This is a genomic window from Bacillus sp. M5A3_1b (assembly GCF_053345335.1).
In genome coordinates this window covers 333,502-359,616 of sequence record NZ_JBKEZY010000002.1, presented here as the reverse complement: position 1 = coordinate 359,616, position 26,115 = coordinate 333,502, and the positions used below count along the sequence as shown (strand labels likewise).

Sequence of the window (26,115 nt, the reverse complement as noted above, 5' to 3'; positions counted from 1 at the left end):
TATGAAGCAGATTTTGTTCATGGATACGACGCTACGTGATGGCGAACAATCACCAGGAGTAAATTTAAATGAACAAGAGAAATTGCAAATTGCAAGGCAATTAGAGAGACTAGGTATTAATGTCATGGAAGCTGGTTTTGCAGCAGCTTCCGCAGGGGATTTTCAATCGGTAAAACGCATCGCAAATACCATTCAAAATGCTACAGTTATGAGTTTAGCTAGAGCGAAAGAAAGTGATATTCGAAGAGCATATGAAGCGGTGAAAGGTGCTGTATCTCCTCGTTTACACGTATTTTTAGCCACAAGTGATATTCATATGAAATATAAACTTTGTATGTCAAAAGAAGATGTATTAGATAGTATTCACCGCTCGGTTACACTCGGGAAATCATTATTTCCGACAGTACAATTTTCTGCAGAAGATGCGACAAGAACAGCAAGAAATTTTTTAGCTGAAGCAGTTGAAGTTGCGATTCGTGCAGGAGCGAATGTAATTAATATTCCAGATACAGTTGGATATACGAATCCAGAAGAATATTATTCTCTTTTTAAATACTTACAAGAATCCGTTCCTTCATATGAAAAAGCAATTTTCTCTTGTCATTGTCACGATGATCTTGGGATGGCAGTAGCAAATTCATTAGCTGCGGTTGAAGGCGGAGCGTTGCAAGTAGAAGGAACAATTAATGGAATTGGAGAAAGAGCAGGTAATGCGGCGCTAGAAGAGGTCGCAGTTGCTCTTCATATTAGAAAAGATTTCTATAAGGCGGAGTCTTCTATGACGCTAAAAGAAATTAAAGCGACGAGTACATTAGTAAGTAGATTAACAGGTATGGTTGTACCGAAAAATAAAGCGATCGTTGGAGCGAATGCATTTGCTCATGAATCCGGAATTCATCAAGATGGTGTTTTAAAAGAAGTGACAACATATGAAATTATTGAACCAGCGCTAATAGGCGAATCTCAAAATCTATTCGTACTTGGAAAACATTCTGGACGTCACGCGTTTACAGAAAAAATGAAAGAGCTTGGCTATGAATTTACAAAGGAAGAACGAGATGCGGTGTTTGAAGCGTTCAAAAAATTAGCTGATCGTAAGAAGGAAATTACGGAGGAAGATTTACGTGCGCTTATGCTTGGTGAAGCAGCATTTGCAGCTCAGCAATATAACATTACGCAACTACAAGTTCATTTCGTATCAAATAGTACACAATGCGCAACAGTTGTACTAAAAGACGAAGAAGGAAATGCATACGAAGATGCAGCCACTGGTTCTGGTAGTATTGAGGCGATCTATAATGCAATCCAAAGAATTTTAGGATTAGAATGTGAATTGGCGGATTATCGCATACAATCTATTACACAAGGTCAAGACGCACTGGCTCATGTTCATGTTGAATTAAAAGAAGGAACGCATCAAGTATCAGGTTTTGGTGTTGCGCAAGATGTATTGGAAGCGTCGGCAAGAGCATATGTCCATGCAGCAGGGAAATTAAAATCTCTGGTAGAGCTTGTGAAATAAGTGTTTGATGGGTGAGGGAGAAGTTTCCTTACCTATCAAATTAAAGTTCTGAAAATTCAGTTAAAAGGAGTGTTGAAATTGGAAAAACGTATCGTTTGTTTAGCTGGTGATGGTGTTGGCCCAGAAATTATGGAAAGTGCGAAAGAAGTATTGCATATGGTAGAAAGGTTATATGGACATCATTTTCACTTACAAGATGAGTACTTTGGCGGGAGTGCTATCGATTTAAATGGGCAACCATTACCACAACGAACGCTTGCCGCTTGTTTAGCAAGTGATGCGGTTTTACTTGGAGCGGTTGGTGGACCAAGGTGGGATAGCGCGAAAGAAAGACCGGAGAAAGGATTATTAGCTCTAAGAAAAGGACTTGGTGTATTTGCGAACGTTCGCCCTGTAACGGTAGAAAGCGCAACGGCACATTTATCGCCATTAAAAAACGCTGATGAAATTGATTTCGTTGTCGTTCGTGAATTAACAGGCGGAATTTATTTTTCTTATCCGAAAGAACGAACGGACGAAGTAGCAACAGATACACTTACGTATCATCGTCATGAAATTGAACGAATCGTTTCCTATGCCTTTCAATTAGCGAGTAAGCGGAAGAAAAAAGTAACATCTATTGATAAGGCGAATGTTTTAGAATCTAGTAAACTATGGAGAACTGTTACGGAAGAAGTAGCACTTCGTTATCCAGACGTTGAACTAGAACATATTTTAGTAGATGCAGCTGCGATGGAGTTAATTCGGAATCCAGGACGGTTTGATGTAATTGTAACGGAAAATTTATTTGGGGATATTTTGAGTGACGAGGCTTCAGTATTAGCGGGATCATTAGGAATGCTTCCATCAGCAAGTCACGCGGAAAAGGGGCCTTCATTATACGAGCCTATTCACGGATCAGCACCGGATATTGCCGGGAAAAATAAGGCGAATCCAATTGCAATGATGCGCTCTGTTGCAATGATGCTTGGGCAATCATTTGAATTAACGAGAGAAGGGAATGCAATTGAATCTGCGATATCTGCAGTTCTTAAATTAGGAAAATGTACAGCAGATATCGGAGGAGATGAGACGACAACTTCATTTACGAAGGCAGTTATACAAGAGATGGAAGAGCAAGCGTTAGTAGGGAGAGGGAGATAATGGGAAAAAGGCTGCTAGATAAACTTTGGGAAAGACACGTAGTTACGACAAACGAAAATGGATTAGATTTATTATATATCGATCTTCATCTTGTTCATGAAGTAACGTCACCGCAAGCCTTTGAAGGCTTGCGGCTTACAAATCGAACGGTTCGCAGATCGGATTTAACATTCGCAACGATGGATCATAATATTCCAACGAAAGATGTTTGGAATATTACCGATCGCATTGCGAAGCAGCAACTAGATACACTCCGGGAAAATTGTAAACAATTTCAGGTGCCGTTAGCGGATATCGGGGATGAAGAGCAAGGGATTGTTCATGTTATCGGACCAGAACTTGGACTTACACAACCAGGAAAAACAATTGTTTGTGGTGATAGTCATACAGCAACGCATGGTGCGTTTGGCGCACTAGCGTTTGGCATTGGTACGAGTGAAGTGGAGCATGTATTGGCAACGCAAACGTTATGGCAACGAAAGCCGAAAGCGATGGGGATTGAGTTAAAAGGAAAATTACAGAAAGGTGTTTACGCAAAAGATATTATTTTGCATTTCCTTTCAAAGTACGGTGTAGCAGTTGGAACTGGATATGTAATGGAATTTTACGGAGATACGATTGAGGCTATGGAGATGGAAGAGAGAATGACGCTTTGTAATATGGCAATTGAAGGAGGAGCAAAGGCTGGTATTATAGCACCAGATGAAAAAACATTTGCTTATGTAAAAGGACGTAAATATGCACCGAAAGAATTTGAAACATTCGAGAAGAAATGGTCTGAACTTTATACAGATTCAGATGCAATTTATGATTTGCATATTTCGATAGATGTGACGGATTTAGCACCGTACGTTACGTGGGGAACAAACCCGAGTATGGGTGTTCGTATTGATGAAAAATTGCCAGAAAAGCAGGATACAAATGACGAAAGAGCATTTTCTTATATGGGATTAAGCCCTGGACAAAGCACGTATGACATTCCTGTTCAGCATGTTTTCATTGGATCCTGTACAAATTCCAGGCTTTCTGATTTAGAAATTGCTGCATCTGTTGTGAAAGGGAGAAAGGTAAAAGCGGGTGTGCGAGCGCTCGTTGTGCCTGGATCGAAAAGAGTAAGAGAAGCTGCGATGCAAAAAGGGCTACATCACATATTTGAAGAAGCTGGATTTGAATGGAGAGAACCTGGATGTTCAATGTGTCTTGGAATGAATCCAGATCAAGTACCTGCAGGAGAACATTGTGCTTCGACTTCAAATCGTAATTTTGAAGGAAGACAAGGAAAAGGGGCACGAACACATTTAGTTAGCCCGGCAATGGCGGCAGCAGCTGCGTTATACGGTCATTTTGTTGATACTAGAAAGGAGAGTTATGATGGAGCCATTTCGTATTCATAAAGGTACTGCTGCAGTACTGATGAATGATAACATTGATACAGATCAAATTATTCCGAAGCAATATTTAAAGAGAATTGAAAGGACGGGATTTGGAAAATATTTATTCGATGAATGGCGTTATGATAATAACCGCCATGAAAACCCTAATTTTCCGCTTAATGCACAAAATAGAAAAGGAGCAAGTATATTAATTACAGGTGATAATTTTGGTTGTGGTTCTTCAAGAGAACATGCTCCGTGGGCGCTTGCTGATTATGGTTTTCGCGTTATTATCGCCGGCGGGTTTGCAGATATTTTTTATATGAATTGTATGAAAAATGGTATGTTACCAATTGTAATGGATAAAGAAATGCGAGAACAACTTGCCATAACGGATGCGAGAGAACAAATAGAAGTAGATTTAGAGAATGAGGTAATTAAAACAAGTACGCACAGGTTTCATTTTACAATCGAGAAAATGTGGAAAGAGAAATTATTAAATGGTCTAGACGAAATTAGTATTACGATGCAATATGAACAAGAAATTGTAGAGTATGAAAGGAAAGTAGCTTTACATTAAGAAATAACGGAATGTTCAAAAAGTATTTACATTCAGAATTAAGTATTATATACTATGTAAAAATCAGAGGAGAAAGGGAGTAAGTATTATGAATATCATGCAATCTATTAAAGTGCTTACACAACTACATCATCATACATAAAGCCCTTGAACCTAGCGTGAAAACGTGTAGGTACAAGGGTTATTCCCGTTGTACCTACACTCTACTAAAGAGCCTTGTAGGTATTTTGTCTACAAGGCTCTTTTTATTTTCGGTTTAGGTGAATGAAATGAGCATACATTAGAAAGGGAAAGGTGTGAGAATTTAGATGACAAAATGGAAACGTGCAAACCCAAATGGAACGAGAGACTATTTATTCGAAGAATGTACGTTAATTGAGGAAGTGGAGCAAAAATTAAGACGTACTTTTTTAGGGCGAGGTTATGAGGAAATAAGGACACCTACAATTGAATTTTATGATGTTTTTGCCTTTCAAAATAGACCGATAGATGAAGAAAAGATGTATAAATTTTTTGATGAAAAGGGACGGATTATCGTATTGCGTCCAGATATGACAATTCCTTTAGCGAGAGTGATGGGAACGCAGAGGTGGGATACGCCGCTTAAATTGACGTATGGCGGGAATGTATTTCGGGCGAATGAGTCCCTTACTGGAAAATATAATGAAATTGTACAAAGTGGTATTGAAATTATAGGTATTGATAATGTAAGAGCTGAAATTGAATGCGTCATAAGCGTCATTCAATCACTTCAAAAGGTAAAGGTACAATCTTTTACAATAGAGATTGGGCAAGTGCAATTATATAAATGTATTGTAAAAAAACTCTCCATTCATGAGGAAGAAGAGAGAGCACTTAGGACATACATTGAAAGTAAAAATTATGCGGCTCTATCAAATTTTATTAGAGAAAAGAAATTAGATCGATGTGATGAAACAGTAAGATTACTTGAGAAGTTACCAAGGCTATTTGGAAACTTAGAAGTGATTGAGGAAGCAGAAAAACTCGCCTCAAGTAATGAAATGAAAATGGCGATTGCAAGAGTGAAAGAAATATATGAAGCAATTGAAAAACTAGGCTATGGATCTTACATATCAATTGATTTAGGTATGATCCAACATTTAGATTACTATACGGGAGTTATTTTCAAAGGGTATATATATGAAATAGGAGAAGAAATTGTTAGTGGCGGAAGATATGATGAGTTAATTGGAAATTTTGGAGAGATGCTGCCGGCTGTTGGACTCGCGGTGCAAGTCAATCAAATTGTGAAGGCGCTGCAAGAGCAACAAGAACCATATGAACGAAAGGAAATAGATATTATTATTCATTATGAGCTAAATAGATTAGCAGAAGCGGAAAGATTACGAAATTTACTTCAAAAGGACGGGAAAAAAGTAGAGCTATCCTTATACTCTAATGTAAACGACACCTTTCAATTTGCAAGAAAAAATCAAATAGTAACGGTCGTTGAGGCGAAGAACGAATCATTAGTGGAATATGTATGGAAAGAGAAATGGGTAGTCCAGAAAGAAGGAGAAACTTCATGCGTAACATTCAAATTGCGTTAACGAAGGGAAGATTAGAAAAACATGTGATTCCGCTCTTTGAGCAAATTGGAATTGATTGTTCGGAGCTCAAAAATAAAGGACGAAAGCTTGTCTTTCAAAGTAAAAATACAGATATCTCATTTATTTTAGTGAAAGCAGTAGATGTTGCTACTTATGTAGAACATGGAGTAGCTGATATTGGGGTCGTTGGAAAAGATATTTTAATGGAAAACGAGAAAGATATTTATGAAATGTTAGATTTAGGAGTGGGCGTGTGTAAGTTTTGTGTTGCTTCTATTCCTACGTATAATCCGAAGAGCTACCGAAAGAAACGCATTGCGACGAAATATCCACATATTACTTCTAACTATTTTCATGATAAAGGGGAAGATGTAGAAATTATTAAAATAGAAGGTTCTGTAGAAATCGCTCCTATTCTTGGATTGGCAGATGCAATTGTTGATATTGTGGAAACAGGAAAAACATTACAAGAAAATGGGCTCATTGTATTTGAGGAAATGTGTTCTATATCTGCTCGAATGATTGTAAATAAGGCTGCATTAAAAACTAAAAAAGACGAAATATTCAGTATTGTAAATATGATGGAGCAAGAAATTTTGTCAGGAAAATAGGGGGACTTGTAATGGAAATCGTTTATGAAAATTTTCAAAAGGCGTTATCAAAAATAAAATTGCTACGAGAAAACGCTAATATAATAGAAGAAACTGTTCAAAGAAATGTAAATGAAATTGTTCGAAATGTAAGGGAGAGTAGGGATGAGGCCCTATCTTTTTATACAAAAAAGTTTGATGGTGTAAAGGTTAAAGAATTTCGCGTAAGTGAAGAAGAAATAAAACGAGCGGGTATGTTTGTAGAGAATTCATTTTTAGAAGCGTTACAAGAGGCGAAGAAAAACATTATTTCATATCACGAAAAACAAAAAAGGCAATCCATATTCGATTGCGAGAGTAATGGCATCATTAGAGGACAAATCATTCGGCCGTTAGAGAATGTAGGCGTATATGTGCCAGGCGGAACTGCTTCGTATCCTTCGTCAGTATTAATGAATGTATTGCCAGCAAAACTCGCTGGTGTGAAAAAAATTGTAATGGTAACACCGCCGAGGGAAGGAGGAATTGATCCACATATTTTAGTTGCTGCAAGCCTTGCAGGAGTAGATGAAATTTATACGATAGGTGGCGCGCAAGCAATTGCTGCTTTAGCATACGGGACGGAATCGATTCCGAAAGTGGATAAAATAGTTGGACCGGGAAATTTGTACGTCGCTCTGGCAAAACGAGAAGTATACGGGATAGTAAATATTGATATGATTGCTGGACCGTCAGAAATTGTAGTTATCGCTGATGAAACTGGCAATGCAAAATACATTGCTGCTGATTTATTATCACAAGCAGAACATGACGTGAGAGCAACAGCAATTTGTATTACAACGAATATAGAGTTAGCAAAAGAGGTAGAAAAAGAGATAGAAAGACAGTTAGAAACATTACCAAGAAGCGAAATTGCACGTGAATCGATAAATAGAAATGGAGCCATTTTTATCATTCCTTCTTTAAATGAGGCGCTACAATTATCCAATGAAATCGCTCCAGAACATTTAGAGTTACATATAAAAGAACCGATGAATGCTCTAGCTTATGTGAAACATGCGGGATCTATCTTTCTTGGACCATATGCACCGGAACCGCTCGGTGATTATTTAGCAGGACCGAATCATGTGTTACCGACAAGTGGAACAGCAAGATTTTTTTCACCGTTATCAGTCGATGATTTCGTGAAAAAATCAAGCTTTCTGTCTTATACGGAGGAAGCGTTAAGAGATGTACAACATCATATTGTAGAACTTGCCAATAAAGAAGGATTACATGCGCATGCGAGAGCAATTCAAATAAGATTTGAGGAGGAAGAATAATGCGTGAGTGCAGTCAAATACGTGAGACGACAGAAACAAAAATCAAATTAAGTTTGCAGCTTGATGAAGGCAAAAACGTTTCTGTACAAACGGGAATTGGATTTTTTGATCATATGCTAACTTTATTTGCAAGGCATGGAAGATTCGGTTTACAAGTGGAGGCGGAAGGCGATGTATTCGTTGATGCGCATCATACAGTTGAAGATGTTGGAATTGTACTCGGGAATTGTTTGAAAGAAGCATTGCAAAATAAAGAGGGGATTAACCGTTATGGCTCCGCATATGTACCGATGGATGAATCTTTAGGTTTTGTCGCAATTGATATTAGCGGGCGCTCATATATTGTATTTCAAGGAGAATTAACGAATCCGAAGCTAGGGGATTTTGATACAGAACTAACAGAAGAATTTTTTAGAGCAGTTGCTCATGCTGCCAATATTACATTACATGCTCGCGTTTTATATGGAAGTAATACACATCACAAAGTTGAAGCATTATTTAAAGCATTTGGTCGAGCGCTTAGGGAAGCAGTTGATAAAAATACCAACATTACTGGTGTAAATTCAACGAAAGGGATGTTGTAATTGATTGCTATTATAGATTATGGAATGGGAAATATTCGTAGTGTAGAACAAGCATTAAAATATATTGGAGCAGAGTACATCGTAACGAGTGATAAAGAAGAAATTTTTAAAAGTGATGGAGTGATTTTACCAGGAGTAGGTGCATTTCCAAAAGCGATGGATGTATTGGAAGAAAAAGATTTAGTGTGTGTATTAAAAGAAGTCGGGCGTTCAGGAAAACCGCTTCTAGGCATTTGCTTAGGAATGCAGCTTTTATTTGAAAAAAGTGAAGAACTACAAGACTGTAACGGATTAAGTTTATTACCAGGTGTTATTCGAAAGCTAAAAGTCCCTTATAAAATTCCACATATGGGATGGAATGAGCTAAAGAAAGAGGGAGAAATAGCACTTTGGAATGGAGTAGAGGACGGTTCTTTCGTATATTATGTTCACTCTTATTACGCAGATTGTCCAAATGAAATTGTATATGGAATAAGTGAATATGGATTGAAAGTACCTGGTTTTGTAGCGAAAGGAAATATATACGGCGCACAGTTTCATCCTGAAAAAAGTGGTGACATTGGGATGCAAATGTTGAAAAATTTCAAAGGGGTGGTAGAAGCATGGAAATCTTCCCAGCTATCGATTTAAAAGAGGGACGATGCGTTAGACTGTATCAAGGAGAGTTTAGTAAAGAAACAGTAATGAATGAAGACCCAGTTGCGCAAGCGATTATATTCGAAAAATCGGGAGCGAAAACACTGCACATTGTTGATTTAGATGGTGCAATTGCTGGCGAGTCAGTAAATTTGCTCGTTATTGAAAGGATTTGCAAGGCAGTACGTGTTCCTGTGCAAGTTGGAGGGGGAATTCGATCACTTGTAGCGGTAGAGAAGTTATTGTCAGTAGGTGTAGATAAAGTGATTTTAGGAACAGCTGCTCTTTATGATAAGGAATTTTTAGAAGAAGCAGTTCTTCTATATAAAGAGAAAATCATTGTTGGAATTGATGCGAAAAATGGTTTCGTAGCAACGAGAGGCTGGCTTGATGTGTCTGAAATTTCTTACATTTATTTAGCAAAGCAAATGGAGAATGTAGGTGTTCAAACGATTGTGTTTACAGACATTTCGAAAGACGGGACGCTTGCAGGGCCGAATTTAGAGCAATTGGAGTTACTACAAAAAAGCGTTGCTATTCGTCTTATTGCTTCTGGAGGAGTGGCATCTATTCAAGATGTGAAAAAATTAAATGATATGAATATATACGGCGTCATAATTGGTAAGGCTCTTTATGAGAAAACGATTGATTTAGAAGAAGTGTTAGAGGTAACAAAGTTATGTTAGCGAAACGCATTATTCCATGTCTAGATGTGAAAGAGGGCCGAGTCGTAAAGGGTGTAAATTTTATAGGATTACAAGACGTCGGTGATCCTGTTGAAATAGCCGCCTTATATAATGAGGCGGGAGCAGATGAAATTGTATTTTTAGATATTACGGCAACGCATGAAGGACGAAAAACAATTCTAGATGTTGTAGAAAAAACAGCTTCAAAAGTATTTATTCCTCTTACAGTTGGCGGGGGAATTTCAAGTGTTAAAGATATGTACAATTTACTAAGAGCGGGAGCAGATAAAATTTCAATTAACTCAGCAGCAGTGCGAAATCCAAAATTAATTGAAGAAGGAGCAGAACACTTTGGCTCACAATGTATTGTCGTCGCAATTGATGCTAGAAAAGTAACAGAAGGTAAGTGGAATGTATATGTGAACGGCGGAAGAGTTGATACAGGAATGGATGCCATCTGGTGGGCAAAGCGCGTTACCGAGCTAGGCGCAGGGGAAATTTTATTAACGAGTATGGATGCGGATGGAACGAAAAATGGATATGACCTTCGCTTAACAGAAAAAATTTCAAAAAGCGTTTCCGTACCAGTCATCGCGTCAGGCGGGTGCGGTCATGTTGATCACATTATAGAAGTTTTTCAAAAGACAACAGTTGATGCAGCGTTAGCGGCATCAATCTTTCATTATGGTGAGGCGACAATGCAGGATGTAAAGAGAAAATTAAGAAATGCAAACGTCGAGGTGCGGTTATGAAACCTAACTTTTCAAAAGGATTACTACCAACAGTTGTAATTGAAGAAGGTACAAAAGAAGTTTTAATGCTAGCTTATATGAATGAAGAAGCATATGAAAAAACGCTAGAAACGAAAAGAACTTGGTTTTATTCTCGGTCAAGAAGGTCGTTATGGAATAAAGGGGAAACATCAGGGAATATCCAATATGTGCAATCTCTTTATTTAGATTGTGATCAAGATTCAATTGTTGTTGTCGTAAAGCAAGTAGGACCTGCATGTCATACGGGAGAAAAGACATGTTTTCATTACAAAATTATATAGGGGGATACATATGAAAAACGCTTTTACATTACTATTTGAAACAATTGAAGAACGAAAGAGAAGTCCGCTTCCTGAATCATATACAAATTACTTGTTTTCAAAAGGGGAAGATAAAATTTTAAAGAAAATTGGTGAGGAATGTTCCGAAGTAATTATCGCATCTAAAAATAATGATAAAGAAGAGTTAGTGAAAGAAATGGTTGATGTAATGTATCACTGCTTCGTTTTATTAGCCGAAAAAAATATACCATTAGAAGATATTATGGAGGAAGTGAAAGAAAGAAATGGGAAGCTTTCGAGAGTAGGAGACAGGAGAGAAATAGATACATTATAAGGGGGAAATGTAGATGAAGGTGGATTATCACATTCATTTAGAAGAAGGGCCATATTCAATAGGATGGCTAGCTAAAATAAATGAAGCACTGCAACATTATGAACCACTTAAAGAAGAAAAACATTCTATGGAATGGCTTGTGAAAACACAAGAACGCCTGCAAAGACGTGTGAAAGAAGGGCCATTTACAGTGAAATGGATTGATTTATATTTAGAAGAAGCTTTGCGAAAAGGTATAAAAGAAGTTGGGATTGTCGATCATTTATACCGTTTTTATGAAGCGAAAGAATACTATGAAAGATATGTCGATATTAGTAATTCGAGGCTTGGTCATTTACAGAAGGAATGGTTAGACCAAGTAAGGGTAGCGTCACTACATGATTTTACAAAGGCAATTGAAGAGGCGAAAGAACGATGGAGTAAAAGAGGTGTTACGCTTAAACTTGGAATTGAAGCGGATTATTTTATTGGTGGTGAACAAGAATTACAATCTTTACTCGCATTAGGGGATTTTGATTATGTAATAGGTTCTGTTCATTTTTTAAATGGCTGGGGATTTGATAATCCAGATACGAAAGAATATTTTAAGGAACATGACTTATATGTTTTATATGATACGTTTTTCAAAACGGTGGATTGTGCAGTTCGTTCTAAGTTATTTGATATAATAGCTCATCTTGATAACATAAAAGTATTTAACTACCGGCTAGATGAGAATGAACAACTTTCTTATTATACGGAAATTGCACGTGCGTTAGTAGAAACTAATACGGCAACGGAAATAAATGCGGGGTTGTACTATCGCTACCCTGTGCGCGAGATGTGCCCGAGTCCACTATATTTACAAGTATTAGCTAAGCATGGGATCCCGATTACACTTTCCTCAGATGCCCATTATCCGCATGATTTAGGAAAATATGTGGAAGAGAATATAAAGACGTTACGCAATCATGATATTTCACATTTAGCTACATTTACGAAACGAGTCAGAACGATGCGATTACTAGAAGAAGAAGTAACAATTTCAAAATGATCACGATTTTTTGATGAAAATTCACCTTTTTGTTCAAAATAAGAAAGAATAAAAAGGAGGGTAAAGAAATGACGAAACAACAAAATAAACAAAATGTACAAGGTGCACAGCAACAAGCGTATACTTCTGAAACGAATGCTGCATCTCAATCCGTTATTGAGGAACAAATTAGTGATACAGTTGCAGAAGGAACGATCGATGTGAAGCTTGGAAAACAATCGCAAGAAAAGGCATAAGAAGAGGGGAGACTTGCATCTCCTCTTTTTTTGTGGAAAAGTGTCGATTTTCAAAACTATAATCAAATTCCTTGGTTTTTATATGTGGATTTCTTACAATGAAAGATAAGAGATATCTTATTTTTTATAGAAGAGGTGTTAGTAGTGGCAAAAATATTAGTAGCAGGGAAAATTCCAGCAATCGGATTAGAACTATTAAAGGATCATGATGTAGAAATGTACGATAAAGATGCGTTAATTTCTTTAGATGAATTAACAGATCGTGTAAAAGATAAAGATGCATTGTTAAGTCTACTTTCTACAAAGGTGACAAAAGAAGTTATTGATGCGGCACCTAATTTGAAGATTGTTGCAAACTACGGTGCTGGTTACGATAATATTGATTACTCGTATGCCGGAGAAAAAGGGATTGCGGTAACGAATACACCGAAAGTATCAACTGAAGCGACAGCAGAATTAACATTTGCACTTCTTTTAGCAGCTGCACGCAGAATTCCTGAAGGCGATACATTATGTCGTACAACTGGATTTAATGGATGGGCGCCATTATTTTTCTTAGGCCGTGAAGTACATGGTAAAACAATTGGAATTATTGGGCTTGGAGAAATCGGAAAGGCAGTTGCAAAGCGTGCGAAAGCGTTTGGAATGAATGTTTTATATACAGGTCCAAATCGAAAGCCTGAAGCTGAAAGTGAACTGGAAGCAACATATGTAACATTGGAAGAATTATTACAAACAGCAGACTTTATTACAATTAATTGTGCTTATAATCCGAAATTGCATCATATGATTGATGATGAACAGTTTAAAATGATGAAGAAAACAGCGTATATTGTAAATGCTTCACGTGGACCAATTATGAATGAAGCGGCACTTGCTCATGCATTAAAAACGAATGAAATTGAAGGAGCAGCTCTTGACGTATTTGAATTTGAACCGAAAATTACAGAAGAGCTAAAAGGATTAAAGAATGTAGTACTTGCTCCTCATGTAGGAAATGCAACGTTCGAAACTCGTGATGCGATGGCTGAAATGGCAGTAAGAAATATTTTAGCCGTATTAAAAGGGGAAGAGCCTGTAACACCTGTAAATCAAAAAGTAGTAGTTACAAAATAAAAAGAAACCTTCCGATTCCGGAAGGTTTCTTATTTTTCTTTATTTGCTCTTTTAGATGGTCTTTGTCTAAGAAATTGAGATAGCATATACAAAATATATAGTGGAATAGCAATGAATAAGAAAACAGAAAAATTACCGAACCCTGTTTGGTACATTGTTATAATGATTCCAACTAAAAATAGTGTAATAATGATACTATATCGTGGAATTGGTACATCTTTTAAACTTGGGATACGAATGCGGCTCACCATTAAAAATGCGAACGTTACAAATACTGTAATAAGAACGATTTTTGGAATGGTATGTGAAAATAATGTTAAGAAAGCAACAAGCCCTCCCGCTGCTGTAATCGGTACGCCAGTGAAATATTTCATTGAAGTAGAAGATGGTGTTACATTAAATCGTGCTAAACGGTATGCTCCGAAAAGAGGGAATAATCCCGCTATGTATAGTCCGATGATTCCGTAATTGGAGAAAGATGTGTAATACATGAGAACAGCAGGTGCTGCACCAAATGTTACGACATCCGCCAGCGAGTCAAGCTCTTTTCCCATTTGTGAATCAACACGTAATAAACGAGCAACACGTCCATCAAGACTATCTAACATCATCCCGATAAGTACTAAAATAGCAGCTGATTTATAATATCCTAAAGATGCATAGCCGATTGACAAGAATCCACTATATAAATTTCCGAGCGTAAATAAGTTTGGAATAGCTGCTCTATACAAAATCTGATCCCTTGCTTTCTGTAATAAATTCTTAATTAGTTTATGAAATTTTACTTATTTTATCATACCATAAATTTCTTCCTCATACGAAAAAAATTCCCAATTTGTGAAAGATTTCATAGCGGAATGATTTGAAAAATAAGTGAAAAAAGAAGCAACTTTTATAAAAGTTGCTTCTGGCGCTATTCAAATTTCGTTGTCATTGTTCCGGTTTTATAACGATTGTTAGGGTCGAAACGTAATAAGTCTCCATAAATGAGTTTGTCGGAGAGTTTCAATTCAGTTTTTGCTTTTTCAATATTTGGTTGACATAATGAAATGTCCGCTTCTTCACCTGTATTTCGTTTATAGCACATGTTTTTTGTATAAACATAGTTTTCCGAAACGAAGCTACCATCACGCATTACCATAAGTGGATCTTCTTCTTTAATAAATAGGTCAGTTCCAAATTCAACTGATTGATTTGTTTTAATACCAAGTAAATGAAGTAGCGTTGGTTTAATATCAATTTGACCAGATACTTTAGAAATGACTTTTCCTTCTTGACCAGGTACATGAATAATGAGAGGGACGCGTTGTAATTGCATAGAATCAAACGGTGTAATAGCGTCTTTACCAAGGAACTGAGCCATAGCTGCATTATGGTTTTCAGAAATACCGTAATGATCTCCATAAATGACAATAACGGAATTATCATACAGTCCTTCCTCTTTTAATTGTTTAATAAATAGTTTAAGAGCTTCATCCGTGTAACGAACGGTTGGGAAGTAGCGGTTTACAACACCACTTTCCGAATTAAACTCATCAACATATTGATCTTCTGGATTTAGAAGAAATGGAAAATGATTTGTTAAAGTAATAAATTTTGTATAGAACGGTTGTGGTAAAGATTTTAGCTTTGGAATCGATTGTTCAAAGAACCCTTTATCTTTTAATCCCCAACCGACAGACATTTGTTCTGTGCCTACGTAATCATTTAAATTAAAGTAACGATCATATCCAAGTGCAGGATACATTACATCACGATTCCAAAACGTTTTATCGTTTGAATGGAAGACAGCAGAAGAATATCCGTGTTTTTTTAATTGTTCTGGTGTAGCTGTATATTCATTTGTTGCGTGAGTAAAGAATACAGAACCGCGGTCTAACGGATAAAGCGAATTTTCAACGATAAATTCAGCATCAGAAGTTTTACCTTGTCCCGTTTGATGATAGAAGTTATCGAAATAAAAACTATCTTTAATAAATTCATTTAAAAATGGAGTAATTTCTTTTCCATTTATTTTTTTATTAATAACAAAACTTTGTGTAGATTCCATTGAAATCAAAATTACATTTTTACCTTTTGCAGCTCCAAATAAGTTTTTATCAACTTGCTTATCTTTTGAGTCTGTATAGTTTTTAATTTCAGAGAATCCGTCACCACTTGCAAATACACGTTCAGCCGAAGATTTAGATTGAAGTGTAATATCAAATAGATGATATGTGTATAAACCTAAATTTTTCACGACAGTTTGACGATCAAATGAGCGTGAGAACATTTGTGGCTTATAAATAACTGAAACGACAATTTGTAATGCTAATAGAGCTGTTACACCGCTAAAGAAAGTTCGCTTCTCAGAGCGAGAAAGTGGCGTCTTGTCGCAAAATGTTGGAAATTTACGTGAAAGAAACATTAAAATAATTGCATCTGCAAATAAAAGTAATGTTTTGTACGTAAAGAGTTCTTTTATACTTGTCCCTAAATCAGCCATATTATTTGTTTGAAATAAAACTGGGAACGTAACGAAATCGTTATAAAACCCATAAAACATTGCATTTCCAAATAAAATAAAGGACAGTATAAAACTGATTCCAACTATAATGCGGTTTCGGTGTTTAGATGCAAGTAAAGCAAAACCGAAAAATAAAAGTAACGCAGCTAGTGGATTAATAAAAAGCATAAATTCTTCAAAGAAGTTATCAATTTTAATATCAAATGCTAGCTTGTACACAATATATGTTTTTATCCATAATAAAACGACTGCAACGAGTGCAAATCGCAGTTTTGGAAACAGATGTTGTAGCATAATATACTCCTCTCCTAAAAAGCATGACAGTTCTTGTGAGCCGGTTTGATTAGCTCCTCATTTTATATATACGAACAGTCCTTTGTTATTATGTTTATTATACTATGAGTATCATTATACGAAAATAAAAGAGAGTTGTGGACTTTTTTATAATAATTGAGTAGAAAAAGGGCAGTGGGAGACAATAAAACGGAGTTTCTATGTATGATAATTATCGTGCGCAGAAAGAATCGTGTAATAATACGGAGGTTATAATGCGAAGATTATTATATTTTATAGTATGCAGTAGTGTTATACTTTTTGCTTCACCGAGTGTGTCGGTAGCCCAATATGATGCACCTCTTATGGAAGATGCCCTTTATTCTGTTTTATTTCCGAAAATAAATAAAGCAATTGAAAAACAATATGGGAGCTTGAAGCCTTATCAATGTCCTAAAATTATTAGTTTAAAAAAAGTGTATAGCGGTACATATTTATTTCAAGCAAGTATTGAAGTAACGAAGTATGAACGAGTTGCTGGGAAAATTGCTCCACCATTTGAGAAGGTAACGATTACATTTAATAATGAAGAAGGCGAATGGGAAGTGTCAAAGATTTCAGTAAAGCGCTTACCAAATGATACGAAATTAAACTGTAAAAAAACAATATAAAAAATTGTTTGACAAATAAAATGATCCTTTGGTATTGTTAATAGCAACAATTAGATGTTTGAAAATTAAATAGACTTACCTCATCTACTCTCAAAGGTAGAGGCCGCGATAGGAAAGAGTAAGCTATGGGAGATTTAATGGAATCTGTGATCATAGGTTGAAAGGGACTATTGCCGAAATATAAGAATAACCATCTTATTCATATATTGGGACTGCATTGAATAAATGTAGTACTGTCATAATATTTATTTTATGGAGAGCTATTTGGAGATGTTGATGCGGTTTCTTATTTTGAGGAGATAACAACTCGTTTATTTTTTCAATATATATTTTTCCTAATAAGAAACGCGTGTGAACATTGTTCCGCGCGTTTTTTGTCTATCTAAAAGCGTGCTGCAATGAATAGAAGATTGGGGTTATGAGTTTTAGAGGAAATAAGGGAGGAATTCAAATGTATTTACACGGCACGAGCCGAATCAATGGGCAAGGACACTTAGAAATTGGAGGGTGCGATACGACGCAGCTAGCAAAACAATACGGAACACCACTTTATGTATACGATGAAGAGTCAATTCGAGGAAAGTGCCGCGCGTTTCATCGTGCGTTTAAAGAAAGTGGTTTCTCTTATCAAGTAGCATATGCAAGCAAGGCGTTCTTGTGCATGGAGATGTGCCGAGTGGCTCGTGAAGAGAATATGTCATTAGATGTTGTTTCTGGAGGAGAATTATATACTGCGCTGCAAGCAGGATTTCCGGCATCACGCATTCATTTTCACGGCAATAATAAAACAGAAGAAGAAATTGTGATGGCTCTTCAGGCGAATATTGGTTGTTTTGTCGTAGATAATTTCTTAGAATTAGAAATTTTGCATGATTTAGCAGTGCAACATGGGAAATTTGTGAACATATTAATTCGTGTAACGCCCGGAGTAGAGGCGCACACACATGAATATATTACAACAGGCCAAGATGATTCGAAATTTGGATTTGGCGTGTCAAATGGTCAAGCGATGCAAGTAATTGAGATTGCTTTACAAAAATCAAATTATAATGTGTTAGGAATTCATTCACATATCGGATCACAAATATTTGAAACGGCCGGCTTTGTGCGAGCGATTGAAGTTCTTCGTCAATTTTTAGAAGAAGTGAGAGAGCGAACAAACTATGTAGTAAAAGTGCTAAATGTAGGCGGAGGATTCGGAATACGCTACACAGAGTCAGATACACCATTAACTCTTGAGACATATGTGCGAGCTGTAACAAGTGCTGTGAGGGAACAATTTACAGTATGTAATTATCCCCTGCCAGAAATATGGGTTGAACCAGGCCGTAGTATTGTAGGGGATGCTGGAACGACAATTTATACAGTCGGATCTGTGAAAGACATTCCTGGTATTCGGAAATATGTATCAGTGGATGGTGGGATGACTGATAATTTAAGACCTGCTTTATATAACGCTCGTTATGAAGCGATGTTAGCGAATCGAGGGAATGATGAGAATGAGGAACTTGTCTCGATTGCTGGGAAGTGCTGTGAGAGTGGAGATATGTTAATTTGGGATATCACTCTACCGAAAGTTGCTTCAGCCGATTTATTAGCAATTTCTTGTACAGGGGCATATGGATACTCGATGGCGAATAATTATAATCGGATTCGTAGACCAGCTGTCGTCTTCGCGAAAGGCGGCACATCACAAATTGTTGTAGAGCGTGAAACATATGAAAATATTATTGGGAACGATCGCATACGTATTAAAGAACTTGTGTGAATGGGAAAAAGGAGTTGTTCGGATGGGCAATTCCTTTTTTATAAAATAAAATAATTAAAATATATCGGAAAACTAGGATTGAAAAAAATCAGAATTGTGATAAAATACAAATACAAAGCTTATCAAGAGAAGCGGAGGGAACTGGCCCGAAGAAGCTCGGCAACCTGCTTATAGAAAGCAAGGTGCTAAGTCCAGCAAAATGGAATCCATTTTGAAAGATAAGGTAAAATATATTACCGAACAGTCTTTTCGAAATGGGAAAGATTTTTTTTATGAATAAAAAGGGGGGCTGTTCGCGTGAGCGTACGGGAACATTTTGAGGAAGTATCTGAGAAAATTCAAGCGATGCTTGCTGATATGAAATATGGTTCAATTACAATTGTTGTGCAAGATGGGAAAGTCATTCAATTAGAGAAAAGTGAAAAGGTACGTTTAAAGTAAAAAGCGCTGACTAGAAAAACTAGAGGCGGTTTTAACCTATTATATTAGGTTAAAACCGTCTTTTTGCTTTTACAGGGGGAAAGAACATGTTGACGTATGAAACGTGGGAAGAAAGTAATGTTTCATTTTCAGAAGAAGATGAAACGAAAGGCGCGCTATCTGTATTAAGTTGGGCTTATAAAGAATATAAAAATGAAATTGTATACGCATGTAGCTTCGGAGTGGAAGGGATGGTATTGCTGCATCTTATAAACCAAGTAAATCCATCTGCTAAAGTTGTATTTTTAGATACGAATGTTCATTTTCAAGAAACGTATGAATTAATTCAAAAAGTGCGGAAACGATTTCCTTCATTAAATATTATAGAAAAACAGCCGGAACTTACGCTTGATGAACAAGCGAAGTTGCATGGTGAGAAATTATGGGAAAGTAATCCGAATCTTTGTTGTGAAATTAGAAAAATTTTACCGTTAGAAAAATCATTGGCAGCGGAAAAAGCGTGGATATCGGGCTTAAGGAGGGAACAATCAGAAACACGTAAGCATACAAAGTTTATAAATCAAGATCATCGCTTTCAATCTATTAAAGTTTGTCCACTCATTCATTGGACGTGGAAAGAAGTGTGGCGATATGTATACAAACATAGCTTACCGTATAACCCGCTGCATGATGTTGGATATCCAAGTATTGGGTGTGAGAAGTGTACGTTACCTGTAGGTGAGGGTGGCGATTCGAGAGATGGTAGGTGGTCTGGGAAAGTGAAAACAGAATGTGGTCTTCATTACCAATAAGATGAATTTGAAAATAAAGCTAAGAGAGGAAATAGAAAATGAGTACAAGAAACGAATTAATAAATCGTATAGACGAGACTTACGACGTATCACAAATCGAAAAAGAAATTGAACTAGACAACATTGCGTTAAGTGATTTAGAGCTATTAGCGACAGGGGGATATAGCCCACTTACTGGTTTTTTAGGAAAGAAAGATTATGATTCGGTCGTAGAAACGCTTCGCTTAGCAAACGGGAGCATATGGAGTATACCGATTACATTACCAGTAACAGAAGAAGTAGCAGAGAGTCTAAAAGCTGGAGAGGAAGTAAAACTTGTTAATGCTGAAAATGTATATGGTGTCATTCAAATAGAAGATATTTTTGTGCCTGACAAGGAAAAAGAAGCGTTACTTGTGTATAAAACGACGGATGAGGCTCATCCAGGAGTGAAAAAATTATATGAACGACCGAACGTTTATGTCGGGGGAGCTATTATTCTTACAAAACGCTTTGAAAATAATCCGTTTCCTTCTTATCATTTAGATCCAATTGAAACGAGAGAAGCATTTAAAAAACGTGGTTGGAAAACAGTGGTTGGATTTCAAACGAGAAATCCGGTACATCGTGCCCATGAATACATTCAAAAATCTGCCCTTGAAATTGTAGATGGTCTCTTTTTAAATCCACTCGTTGGGGAAACGAAGTCGGACGATATTCCTGCTGATGTAAGGATGGAAAGCTATGAAGTATTACTTCAAAACTATTATCCGAAAGATCGTGTCTTTTTAGGTGTATTTCCTGCAGCAATGCGTTACGCAGGACCGAGGGAAGCGATATTCCATGCAATAGTCAGAAAGAATTTTGGATGCACTCACTTTATCGTAGGGCGTGATCATGCAGGAGTAGGAGATTATTACGGGACTTATGAAGCACAAGAAATTTTTACAAACTTTACAGTGGAAGAGTTAGGGATTACACCATTATTTTTTGAACATAGTTTTTACTGCACGAAGTGTGAAGCGATGGCTTCAACGAAAACATGCCCACACGGAAAAGAGGATCATGTCATTTTATCAGGTACGAAAGTAAGAGAACTATTAAGAAACGGTGAGGTTCCGCCGAGTACATTTAGTCGTAAAGAAGTAGTGGAAGTGCTAATTAAAGGTTTGAAAAAAGAAGTAGTAACAGAATAAGGAGAGAGTGACATGGATACGAATATTACTTGGCATACAGCATCTGTTTCAAAAGATGAGAGAAGAGTAAGAAATGGGCATCATAGTTTTGTAGTTTGGTTTACTGGTCTATCAGCTTCAGGTAAATCTACGGTGGCGAACGCGGTTGCTCGTAAACTATTTGAAAAGAATATTGGAAACTATGTATTAGATGGAGATAATGTACGCCACGGTTTAAATAAAGACTTAGGTTTTTCTGAAAGTGATCGTATGGAAAATATAAGACGGATTGGTGAAGTGGCGAAGCTATTTGTAGATCAAGGTACTGTTGTTCTTACAGCGTTTATTTCACCGTTTCGAGTAGACCGAAAACAAGTTAGAGATCTATTAGCAGCAGATGAGTTTATAGAAGTGTTTGTAAAATGTCCAATTGAAGAGTGTGAAAAACGTGATCCAAAAGGATTATACAAAAAGGCAAGACAGGGTGATATTAAAGAGTTTACTGGTGTTGATTCACCGTATGAGGAGCCAGAGAAAGTAGAGTTAATTGTAGAAACGCACAAGTATTCTATTGAAGAATGTGCAGAACAAATCGTGAAGTACTTACAACAGCGTAGTTTTATATAGGGGGATAAAAAATGAGTTATGAAAAAGTATGGGCTAACAATGAAAAATTAAATCAGACTGAGAAAAATAAATTGAAAAAAGATGGATTGGAAATCTTTAATGATATTCCTTACTATGCAGAAAATGGCTTCGAATCTATTCCGAAAGAAGAGTGGGACGCATTCAAATGGGCAGGGTTATATTTACAAAGACCGAAAGAAGCTGGATATTTTATGATGCGTGTAAATATACCTTCAGGGATTATTACGAATGCACAGGCAGAAGTGCTTGCTTCTATCGCTGAGGATTATGGGCGTGACGTAATAGATATTACGACAAGACAGGCGATTCAGTTTCATTGGTTAGAAATTCATCAAATTCCAGATATTTTTAAAAGATTAGCAAGAGTTGGGTTATCTTCAGCGGGGGCGTGTGGTGATATAACGCGTAATATTACAGGGAATCCACTTGCTGGTATTGATGCAAATGAACTGTTTGATACAACGGGTATTGTGAAAGAGGTATATGATTATTTCCAACATAATGAAGAGTTTTCTAACTTACCGCGTAAATTTAAAATGTCTATTAGTTCTAACATTTATAATTCAGCAAACGCAGAGATTAACTGTGTTGCATTTACACCTGCAACGAAAGAGATAGATGGTGAGAAAAAAGTTGGTTTTCATATAAAAGTAGGCGGTGGATTATCAGCCCGTCCATATTTAGCTGATGAATTAGATGTATTCGTTTTACCAGAAGAAGTGAAGGCGGTAGCAATTGCGATTGCTACGATATTCCGTGATTTTGGATACCGTGAAAAACGTCATTTAGCCCGTTTGAAATTTCTAGTTGCAGACTGGGGAGCAGAGAAATTTAAAGAGAAACTAATAGAGTATATAGGACCATTGCAAAGTAAAGGAGAAAGTGCTCTCAAAGGATGGAATGCGGGATACTTTTATGGTGTTCAAGATCAAAAACAAGATGGACTAAAATATGTAGGTTTTAATGTGCCGGTAGGACGTCTACATGCAGAAGAAATGTTTGAGATTGCAAGAATTGCTAAGCAGTATGGAAATGGACAGATTCGTACATGTAATTCGCAAAATTTCATTATTCCGAATGTTCCGCCAGAAAATGTAACAGGTTTACTAAATGAGCCGTTATTTAAAGCCATATCAGCAAGTCCTAAATCATTTATTGGTCATGCGGTTTCCTGTACCGGTATTGAGTATTGCAATCTTGCTTTAGTAGAAACGAAAGAAAGATTACGCAAAATCGCAGAGTACTTAGATACACAAATTGCGCTCGATGTTCCAGTTCGTATTCATATGGTAGGATGCCCGAATTCATGTGGGCAACGTCAAATTGCTGACATTGGATTGCAAGGGGTGAAAATGAAAACGAAGGAAAAAGGAATTGTTGAAGCATTTGAAATATACGTAGGTGGAACGCTGTTAGATGGCGGTGCTTATAACCAAAAGTTAAAAGGGAAAATAGATGGTGAGGATCTATCTGATGTACTTGCATCATTTATAAGCTATTTCAAAGAGAATAAATTACCAGCTGAAACGTTTTATGATTTTGTCGGCCGTGTTGGTGTAGAGACATTACAAATAGCGTTAAATAACGTGCTAGAAGAAGTAATAGCGTCTTAGGAGGGACAATATGGATTTATATCGATTTGAAGCTGTGTTAGTAAATAGTATTGTTCCGATTGTTGTTGTTGCTCAAAGTGAAGAACAGGCATTTAAGCTCGCGGAGATAGAGCTTGAAAAGCATTTTTTACCGTTACCAGAAGTAAAGGAGATTTCTCTATTTGAAAAAAAGAAGATTCGAAAAGGTGCAGCATTTGTTATTCATGAGTAGGAAAAAGGTAATACGAAATAATGAAAACTTCCATTCGTATATAAGGATGGAAGTTTCACTTTAATAGTAGAAATGAGGAGAGATGATGGGGAAGGTTTATATCGTTGGTGCAGGTCCTGGTGATCCAGATTTAATTACTGTGAAAGGGTTGAAATGTATTGAGAAGGCAGATGTTATTTTATACGACCGTCTCGTGAATAAAGAGTTACTTTCCCATGCAAAGCCTGAAGCGGATTTAATTTATTGCGGAAAACTACCAAATTATCACACGATGAAGCAAGAGACGATTAACACGTTTCTTATTAAATATGCGAAAAAAGGAAAAGTTGTAACGAGGCTTAAGGGTGGCGATCCATTTGTATTTGGTAGAGGAGGAGAAGAAGCTGAAGCGTTAGCAAAGCAAGGTGTACCATTTGAAATCGTTCCTGGTATTTCAGCTGGGATAGCTGCTCCTGCTTATGCTGGCATTCCAGTGACACATCGTGATGCAAGTGCAAGTTTTGCTATTGTGACAGGGCATAGGAAAGAAGGTGCTGAAGAAGAAGTGAAGTGGGAAAATTTAGCGAAAGGTGTAGAGACTTTAGCTGTATATATGGGGGTTAGCAATTTACCCTACATATGTGAACAACTGATGAAGCATGGAAAAGACAAAAGTACACCTGCTGCTATTATTGAACGGGGAACGACATCAATGCAGCGCACAGTTGTTGGGACGTTAGGAACAATTGTGGATGTTGCAAAAAAAGAACAAATTCAAAATCCGAGCATGATTGTAATTGGAGAAGTGGTCCGTTTTCGAGAAAAAATCCATTGGTTTGAGAAACAGACAGAAAGTACCTATCAAGTAAGTGGAGTGTTATAAAATGAAAGCCATCTTATATATATGCCATGGAAGTCGTTTGAAAGCAGCTAAAGAAGAAGCGGTTGCATTTATTACGTCATGCATGAACCGTGTAGAGGCAAGTATTCAAGAAGTTTGTTTTTTAGAGTTAGCGAGCCCAACGATTAATGAAGGGTTCCGTACATGTGTGAAGCGTGGTGCTACAGAGATTATTGTTATTCCAGTTTTTTTATTAGCGGCAGGTCATGTGAAAAAAGATATACCGCTTGAATTGGAAAAGTTAAATAATCAATTTTCGAATGTTAAAGTGACCTACGGTAACCCGTTTGGTGTATCAGAAACACTTGTGAAATCGGTGTATAGTGGAAGTGGCATTGAACAGGAAGATAAGAATGAAGTGACGCTACTTCTCGTAGCAAGAGGGAGTAGTGATCCTGAAGTATTAAGAGATATAAACTGGATTGCTTCTTTATTTCAACATGAAGAGAAAATTAAAAAAGTAGAGGTTTGTTATTTAGCGGCTGCCGAGCCGAAATTTGAGGAGAAGTTAAAGGAAGTTGTTGAACGAAAAGAAAAGAATATCGTTGTACTGCCTTACTTATTATTTACAGGTTTACTTATGAAACATATTGAAAAAGAAGTGCGCCAATATGAGTTGGATGAGATAAAAATAAGTCCGTATTTAGGAAAGAATGAAGCATTTCAATATATGTTAATTCAGAAAACGAAGAAATTATTGAAGGGAGATCAATATGTATCCACTTACAGTGCGAGTTGAGAAGAAACGTGTTGTTGTCATTGGTGGAGGAAAAGTCGCGGGATTCAAAATTATTCCTTTACTAAAACAAGGTGCGGATATAGTTGTGATAAGTCCTGAATTGGATGCGAATTTAGTGAAACTAGTGGAAGAAAAGCAAATTCGTTGGTATCAAAGGGAGTATGAAAAAAGTGATATTCAAGGTGCTTTTTTAGTTGTTGCAGCGAGTAGTGATGCCGTATTAAATGAACAAATTGCTGAAGATAGCGCAGAAAATCAATTAGTAAATGTTATTACGAACCCGGAAAGTGGCAATGTTCATTTTCCGGCGGCGATTCATCGTGGATTATTGAATGTGGCTGTTTCTACCGGAGGAGCGAGTCCGAAACTTGCAAAAAAAATTCGTGATGATATCGCAAATAAATATGATGAGGCGTATGGATCGTATCTTGATTTTTTATACGAAGTTAGAATAAAAGTGAAAGAATTACAAATAGAGAAAAGAGAGAGAAATATATTGTTGCAAGAAGTATTAAAGTCGATATATGTTCAAAATGAACAAAAAAGAGAATTGTTTTTACAAGAATTAGAGAGAAGAGTTCATATAGGATAATGAGTAAATTGTACTTTACAACTATAAAAATATAATTTATAATCACAA

At 36.7% G+C, this 26,115-nt stretch carries 29 protein-coding genes and 2 riboswitches; of the genes, 27 read left to right on the top strand and 2 right to left on the bottom strand.

The genetic code is table 11. The features are described from left to right. Nucleotide 1 precedes the first annotated feature (1 nt). The 16 genes from leuA (at nt 2) to ACLBWW_RS07960 (ending at nt 13,780) form a co-directional block, all read left to right on the top strand. Nucleotides 2–1,522, top strand: coding sequence for a 2-isopropylmalate synthase (gene leuA / locus ACLBWW_RS08035; RefSeq protein WP_447613978.1), 1,521 nt, complete (start codon nt 2–4; stop codon nt 1,520–1,522). A 78-nt stretch (nt 1,523–1,600) separates the two neighbouring features. Further along, the gene (gene leuB, locus ACLBWW_RS08030; RefSeq protein WP_048544933.1) at nt 1,601–2,665 is read left to right on the top strand and encodes a 3-isopropylmalate dehydrogenase; all 1,065 of its coding nucleotides are present in this window, start codon (nt 1,601–1,603) and stop codon (nt 2,663–2,665) included. Further along, complete coding sequence (gene leuC, locus ACLBWW_RS08025; RefSeq protein WP_048544931.1) at nt 2,665–4,059, top strand: 3-isopropylmalate dehydratase large subunit; 1,395 nt, start codon at nt 2,665–2,667, stop codon at nt 4,057–4,059. The genes leuB and leuC overlap by 1 nt, the downstream gene beginning before the upstream one ends. Next, a complete protein-coding gene (gene leuD / locus ACLBWW_RS08020) occupies nt 4,037–4,618 on the top strand; it encodes a 3-isopropylmalate dehydratase small subunit (protein ID WP_048544930.1) in 582 nt (193 codons plus the stop codon). The genes leuC and leuD overlap by 23 nt, the downstream gene beginning before the upstream one ends. Before the next feature lie 308 nt (nt 4,619–4,926). Next, nucleotides 4,927–6,189: an ATP phosphoribosyltransferase regulatory subunit gene (gene hisZ / locus ACLBWW_RS08015; RefSeq protein WP_048544928.1), complete on the top strand. Its 1,263-nt coding sequence runs from the start codon at nt 4,927–4,929 to the stop codon at nt 6,187–6,189. Beyond that, the gene (gene hisG, locus ACLBWW_RS08010) at nt 6,165–6,800 is read left to right on the top strand and encodes an ATP phosphoribosyltransferase (RefSeq protein ID WP_001244476.1); all 636 of its coding nucleotides are present in this window, start codon (nt 6,165–6,167) and stop codon (nt 6,798–6,800) included. The genes hisZ and hisG overlap by 25 nt, the downstream gene beginning before the upstream one ends. Before the next feature lie 11 nt (nt 6,801–6,811). Next, nucleotides 6,812–8,101 carry a histidinol dehydrogenase gene (gene hisD / locus ACLBWW_RS08005; RefSeq protein WP_048544926.1) on the top strand — a complete coding sequence of 430 codons (1,290 nt, stop codon included), beginning with the start codon at nt 6,812–6,814 and terminating at the stop codon, nt 8,099–8,101. Continuing rightward, entirely contained in the window at nt 8,101–8,685 is a 585-nt protein-coding gene (gene hisB / locus ACLBWW_RS08000; protein ID WP_048544925.1) for an imidazoleglycerol-phosphate dehydratase HisB, read from the top strand. Before hisD ends, hisB begins: the two co-directional genes overlap by 1 nt. After that, nucleotides 8,686–9,315, top strand: coding sequence for an imidazole glycerol phosphate synthase subunit HisH (gene hisH, locus ACLBWW_RS07995; RefSeq protein ID WP_048544924.1), 630 nt, complete (start codon nt 8,686–8,688; stop codon nt 9,313–9,315). Continuing rightward, nucleotides 9,288–10,007, top strand: a complete 720-nt coding sequence (gene hisA / locus ACLBWW_RS07990) for a 1-(5-phosphoribosyl)-5-[(5-phosphoribosylamino)methylideneamino]imidazole-4-carboxamide isomerase (RefSeq protein ID WP_048544922.1) — start codon at nt 9,288–9,290, stop codon at nt 10,005–10,007. The genes hisH and hisA overlap by 28 nt, the downstream gene beginning before the upstream one ends. Further along, entirely contained in the window at nt 10,001–10,759 is a 759-nt protein-coding gene (hisF, locus tag ACLBWW_RS07985; RefSeq protein WP_048544919.1) for an imidazoleglycerol phosphate synthase cyclase subunit, read from the top strand. The genes hisA and hisF overlap by 7 nt, the downstream gene beginning before the upstream one ends. After that, nucleotides 10,756–11,061 (top strand): phosphoribosyl-AMP cyclohydrolase, encoded by a 306-nt coding sequence (gene hisI, locus ACLBWW_RS07980; protein ID WP_048544916.1) that lies wholly within the window; start codon nt 10,756–10,758, stop codon nt 11,059–11,061. Before hisF ends, hisI begins: the two co-directional genes overlap by 4 nt. Nucleotides 11,062–11,071: 10 nt before the next feature. Beyond that, entirely contained in the window at nt 11,072–11,395 is a 324-nt protein-coding gene (hisE, locus tag ACLBWW_RS07975; protein ID WP_048544914.1) for a phosphoribosyl-ATP diphosphatase, read from the top strand. A gap of 13 nt (nt 11,396–11,408) precedes the next feature. Beyond that, complete coding sequence (locus ACLBWW_RS07970) at nt 11,409–12,428, top strand: histidinol phosphate phosphatase domain-containing protein (protein WP_048544912.1); 1,020 nt, start codon at nt 11,409–11,411, stop codon at nt 12,426–12,428. A 68-nt stretch (nt 12,429–12,496) separates the two neighbouring features. Further along, nucleotides 12,497–12,664, top strand: a complete 168-nt coding sequence (locus ACLBWW_RS07965) for a DUF4025 domain-containing protein (RefSeq protein WP_447613976.1) — start codon at nt 12,497–12,499, stop codon at nt 12,662–12,664. Between the two features lie 144 nt (nt 12,665–12,808). Beyond that, nucleotides 12,809–13,780 (top strand): NAD(P)-dependent oxidoreductase, encoded by a 972-nt coding sequence (locus ACLBWW_RS07960; RefSeq protein ID WP_048544909.1) that lies wholly within the window; start codon nt 12,809–12,811, stop codon nt 13,778–13,780. 29 nt (nt 13,781–13,809) lie between these two features. On the opposite strand, the gene pssA is transcribed toward ACLBWW_RS07960, so the two are convergent. After that, nucleotides 13,810–14,511, bottom strand: a complete 702-nt coding sequence (gene pssA / locus ACLBWW_RS07955) for a CDP-diacylglycerol--serine O-phosphatidyltransferase (RefSeq protein WP_000285422.1) — start codon at nt 14,509–14,511, stop codon at nt 13,810–13,812. Nucleotides 14,512–14,693: 182 nt separating this feature from the next. Further along, a complete protein-coding gene (locus ACLBWW_RS07950) occupies nt 14,694–16,580 on the bottom strand; it encodes an LTA synthase family protein (protein ID WP_447613975.1) in 1,887 nt (628 codons plus the stop codon). A 254-nt stretch (nt 16,581–16,834) separates the two neighbouring features. Between ACLBWW_RS07950 and ACLBWW_RS07945 the strand changes: the two genes are divergently transcribed. The 11 genes from ACLBWW_RS07945 to ACLBWW_RS07895 all read left to right on the top strand — a co-directional run bounded on the left by ACLBWW_RS07945 (nt 16,835) and on the right by ACLBWW_RS07895 (nt 26,067). Continuing rightward, entirely contained in the window at nt 16,835–17,230 is a 396-nt protein-coding gene (locus tag ACLBWW_RS07945; protein WP_170956979.1) for a DUF3888 domain-containing protein, read from the top strand. A gap of 89 nt (nt 17,231–17,319) precedes the next feature. Then, nucleotides 17,320–17,501: riboswitch (Lysine riboswitch) on the top strand. 180 nt (nt 17,502–17,681) lie between these two features. Further along, entirely contained in the window at nt 17,682–18,998 is a 1,317-nt protein-coding gene (lysA, locus tag ACLBWW_RS07940) for a diaminopimelate decarboxylase (RefSeq protein WP_048544900.1), read from the top strand. A 116-nt stretch (nt 18,999–19,114) separates the two neighbouring features. Next, a riboswitch (SAM riboswitch) is annotated at nt 19,115–19,223 on the top strand. 72 nt (nt 19,224–19,295) lie between these two features. Further along, nucleotides 19,296–19,439: a YezD family protein gene (locus tag ACLBWW_RS07935; RefSeq protein ID WP_000116163.1), complete on the top strand. Its 144-nt coding sequence runs from the start codon at nt 19,296–19,298 to the stop codon at nt 19,437–19,439. A gap of 86 nt (nt 19,440–19,525) precedes the next feature. After that, entirely contained in the window at nt 19,526–20,230 is a 705-nt protein-coding gene (locus ACLBWW_RS07930; protein ID WP_048544897.1) for a phosphoadenylyl-sulfate reductase, read from the top strand. A 38-nt stretch (nt 20,231–20,268) separates the two neighbouring features. Continuing rightward, nucleotides 20,269–21,405 (top strand): sulfate adenylyltransferase, encoded by a 1,137-nt coding sequence (gene sat / locus ACLBWW_RS07925; protein ID WP_048544894.1) that lies wholly within the window; start codon nt 20,269–20,271, stop codon nt 21,403–21,405. Nucleotides 21,406–21,417: 12 nt separating this feature from the next. Then, a complete protein-coding gene (gene cysC, locus ACLBWW_RS07920) occupies nt 21,418–22,011 on the top strand; it encodes an adenylyl-sulfate kinase (RefSeq protein ID WP_048544892.1) in 594 nt (197 codons plus the stop codon). 11 nt (nt 22,012–22,022) lie between these two features. Beyond that, nucleotides 22,023–23,645, top strand: coding sequence for a nitrite/sulfite reductase (locus ACLBWW_RS07915; protein WP_098131816.1), 1,623 nt, complete (start codon nt 22,023–22,025; stop codon nt 23,643–23,645). 10 nt (nt 23,646–23,655) lie between these two features. After that, nucleotides 23,656–23,856 (top strand): DUF3906 family protein, encoded by a 201-nt coding sequence (locus ACLBWW_RS07910; protein WP_000366913.1) that lies wholly within the window; start codon nt 23,656–23,658, stop codon nt 23,854–23,856. Between the two features lie 85 nt (nt 23,857–23,941). Continuing rightward, complete coding sequence (gene cobA, locus ACLBWW_RS07905) at nt 23,942–24,718, top strand: uroporphyrinogen-III C-methyltransferase (RefSeq protein ID WP_048544889.1); 777 nt, start codon at nt 23,942–23,944, stop codon at nt 24,716–24,718. Between the two features lies 1 nt (nt 24,719). After that, the gene (locus ACLBWW_RS07900; RefSeq protein WP_098048914.1) at nt 24,720–25,475 is read left to right on the top strand and encodes a sirohydrochlorin chelatase; all 756 of its coding nucleotides are present in this window, start codon (nt 24,720–24,722) and stop codon (nt 25,473–25,475) included. Further along, the gene (locus ACLBWW_RS07895) at nt 25,450–26,067 is read left to right on the top strand and encodes an NAD(P)-binding protein (protein WP_048544886.1); all 618 of its coding nucleotides are present in this window, start codon (nt 25,450–25,452) and stop codon (nt 26,065–26,067) included. Before ACLBWW_RS07900 ends, ACLBWW_RS07895 begins: the two co-directional genes overlap by 26 nt. Nucleotides 26,068–26,115: the final 48 nt, after the last annotated feature.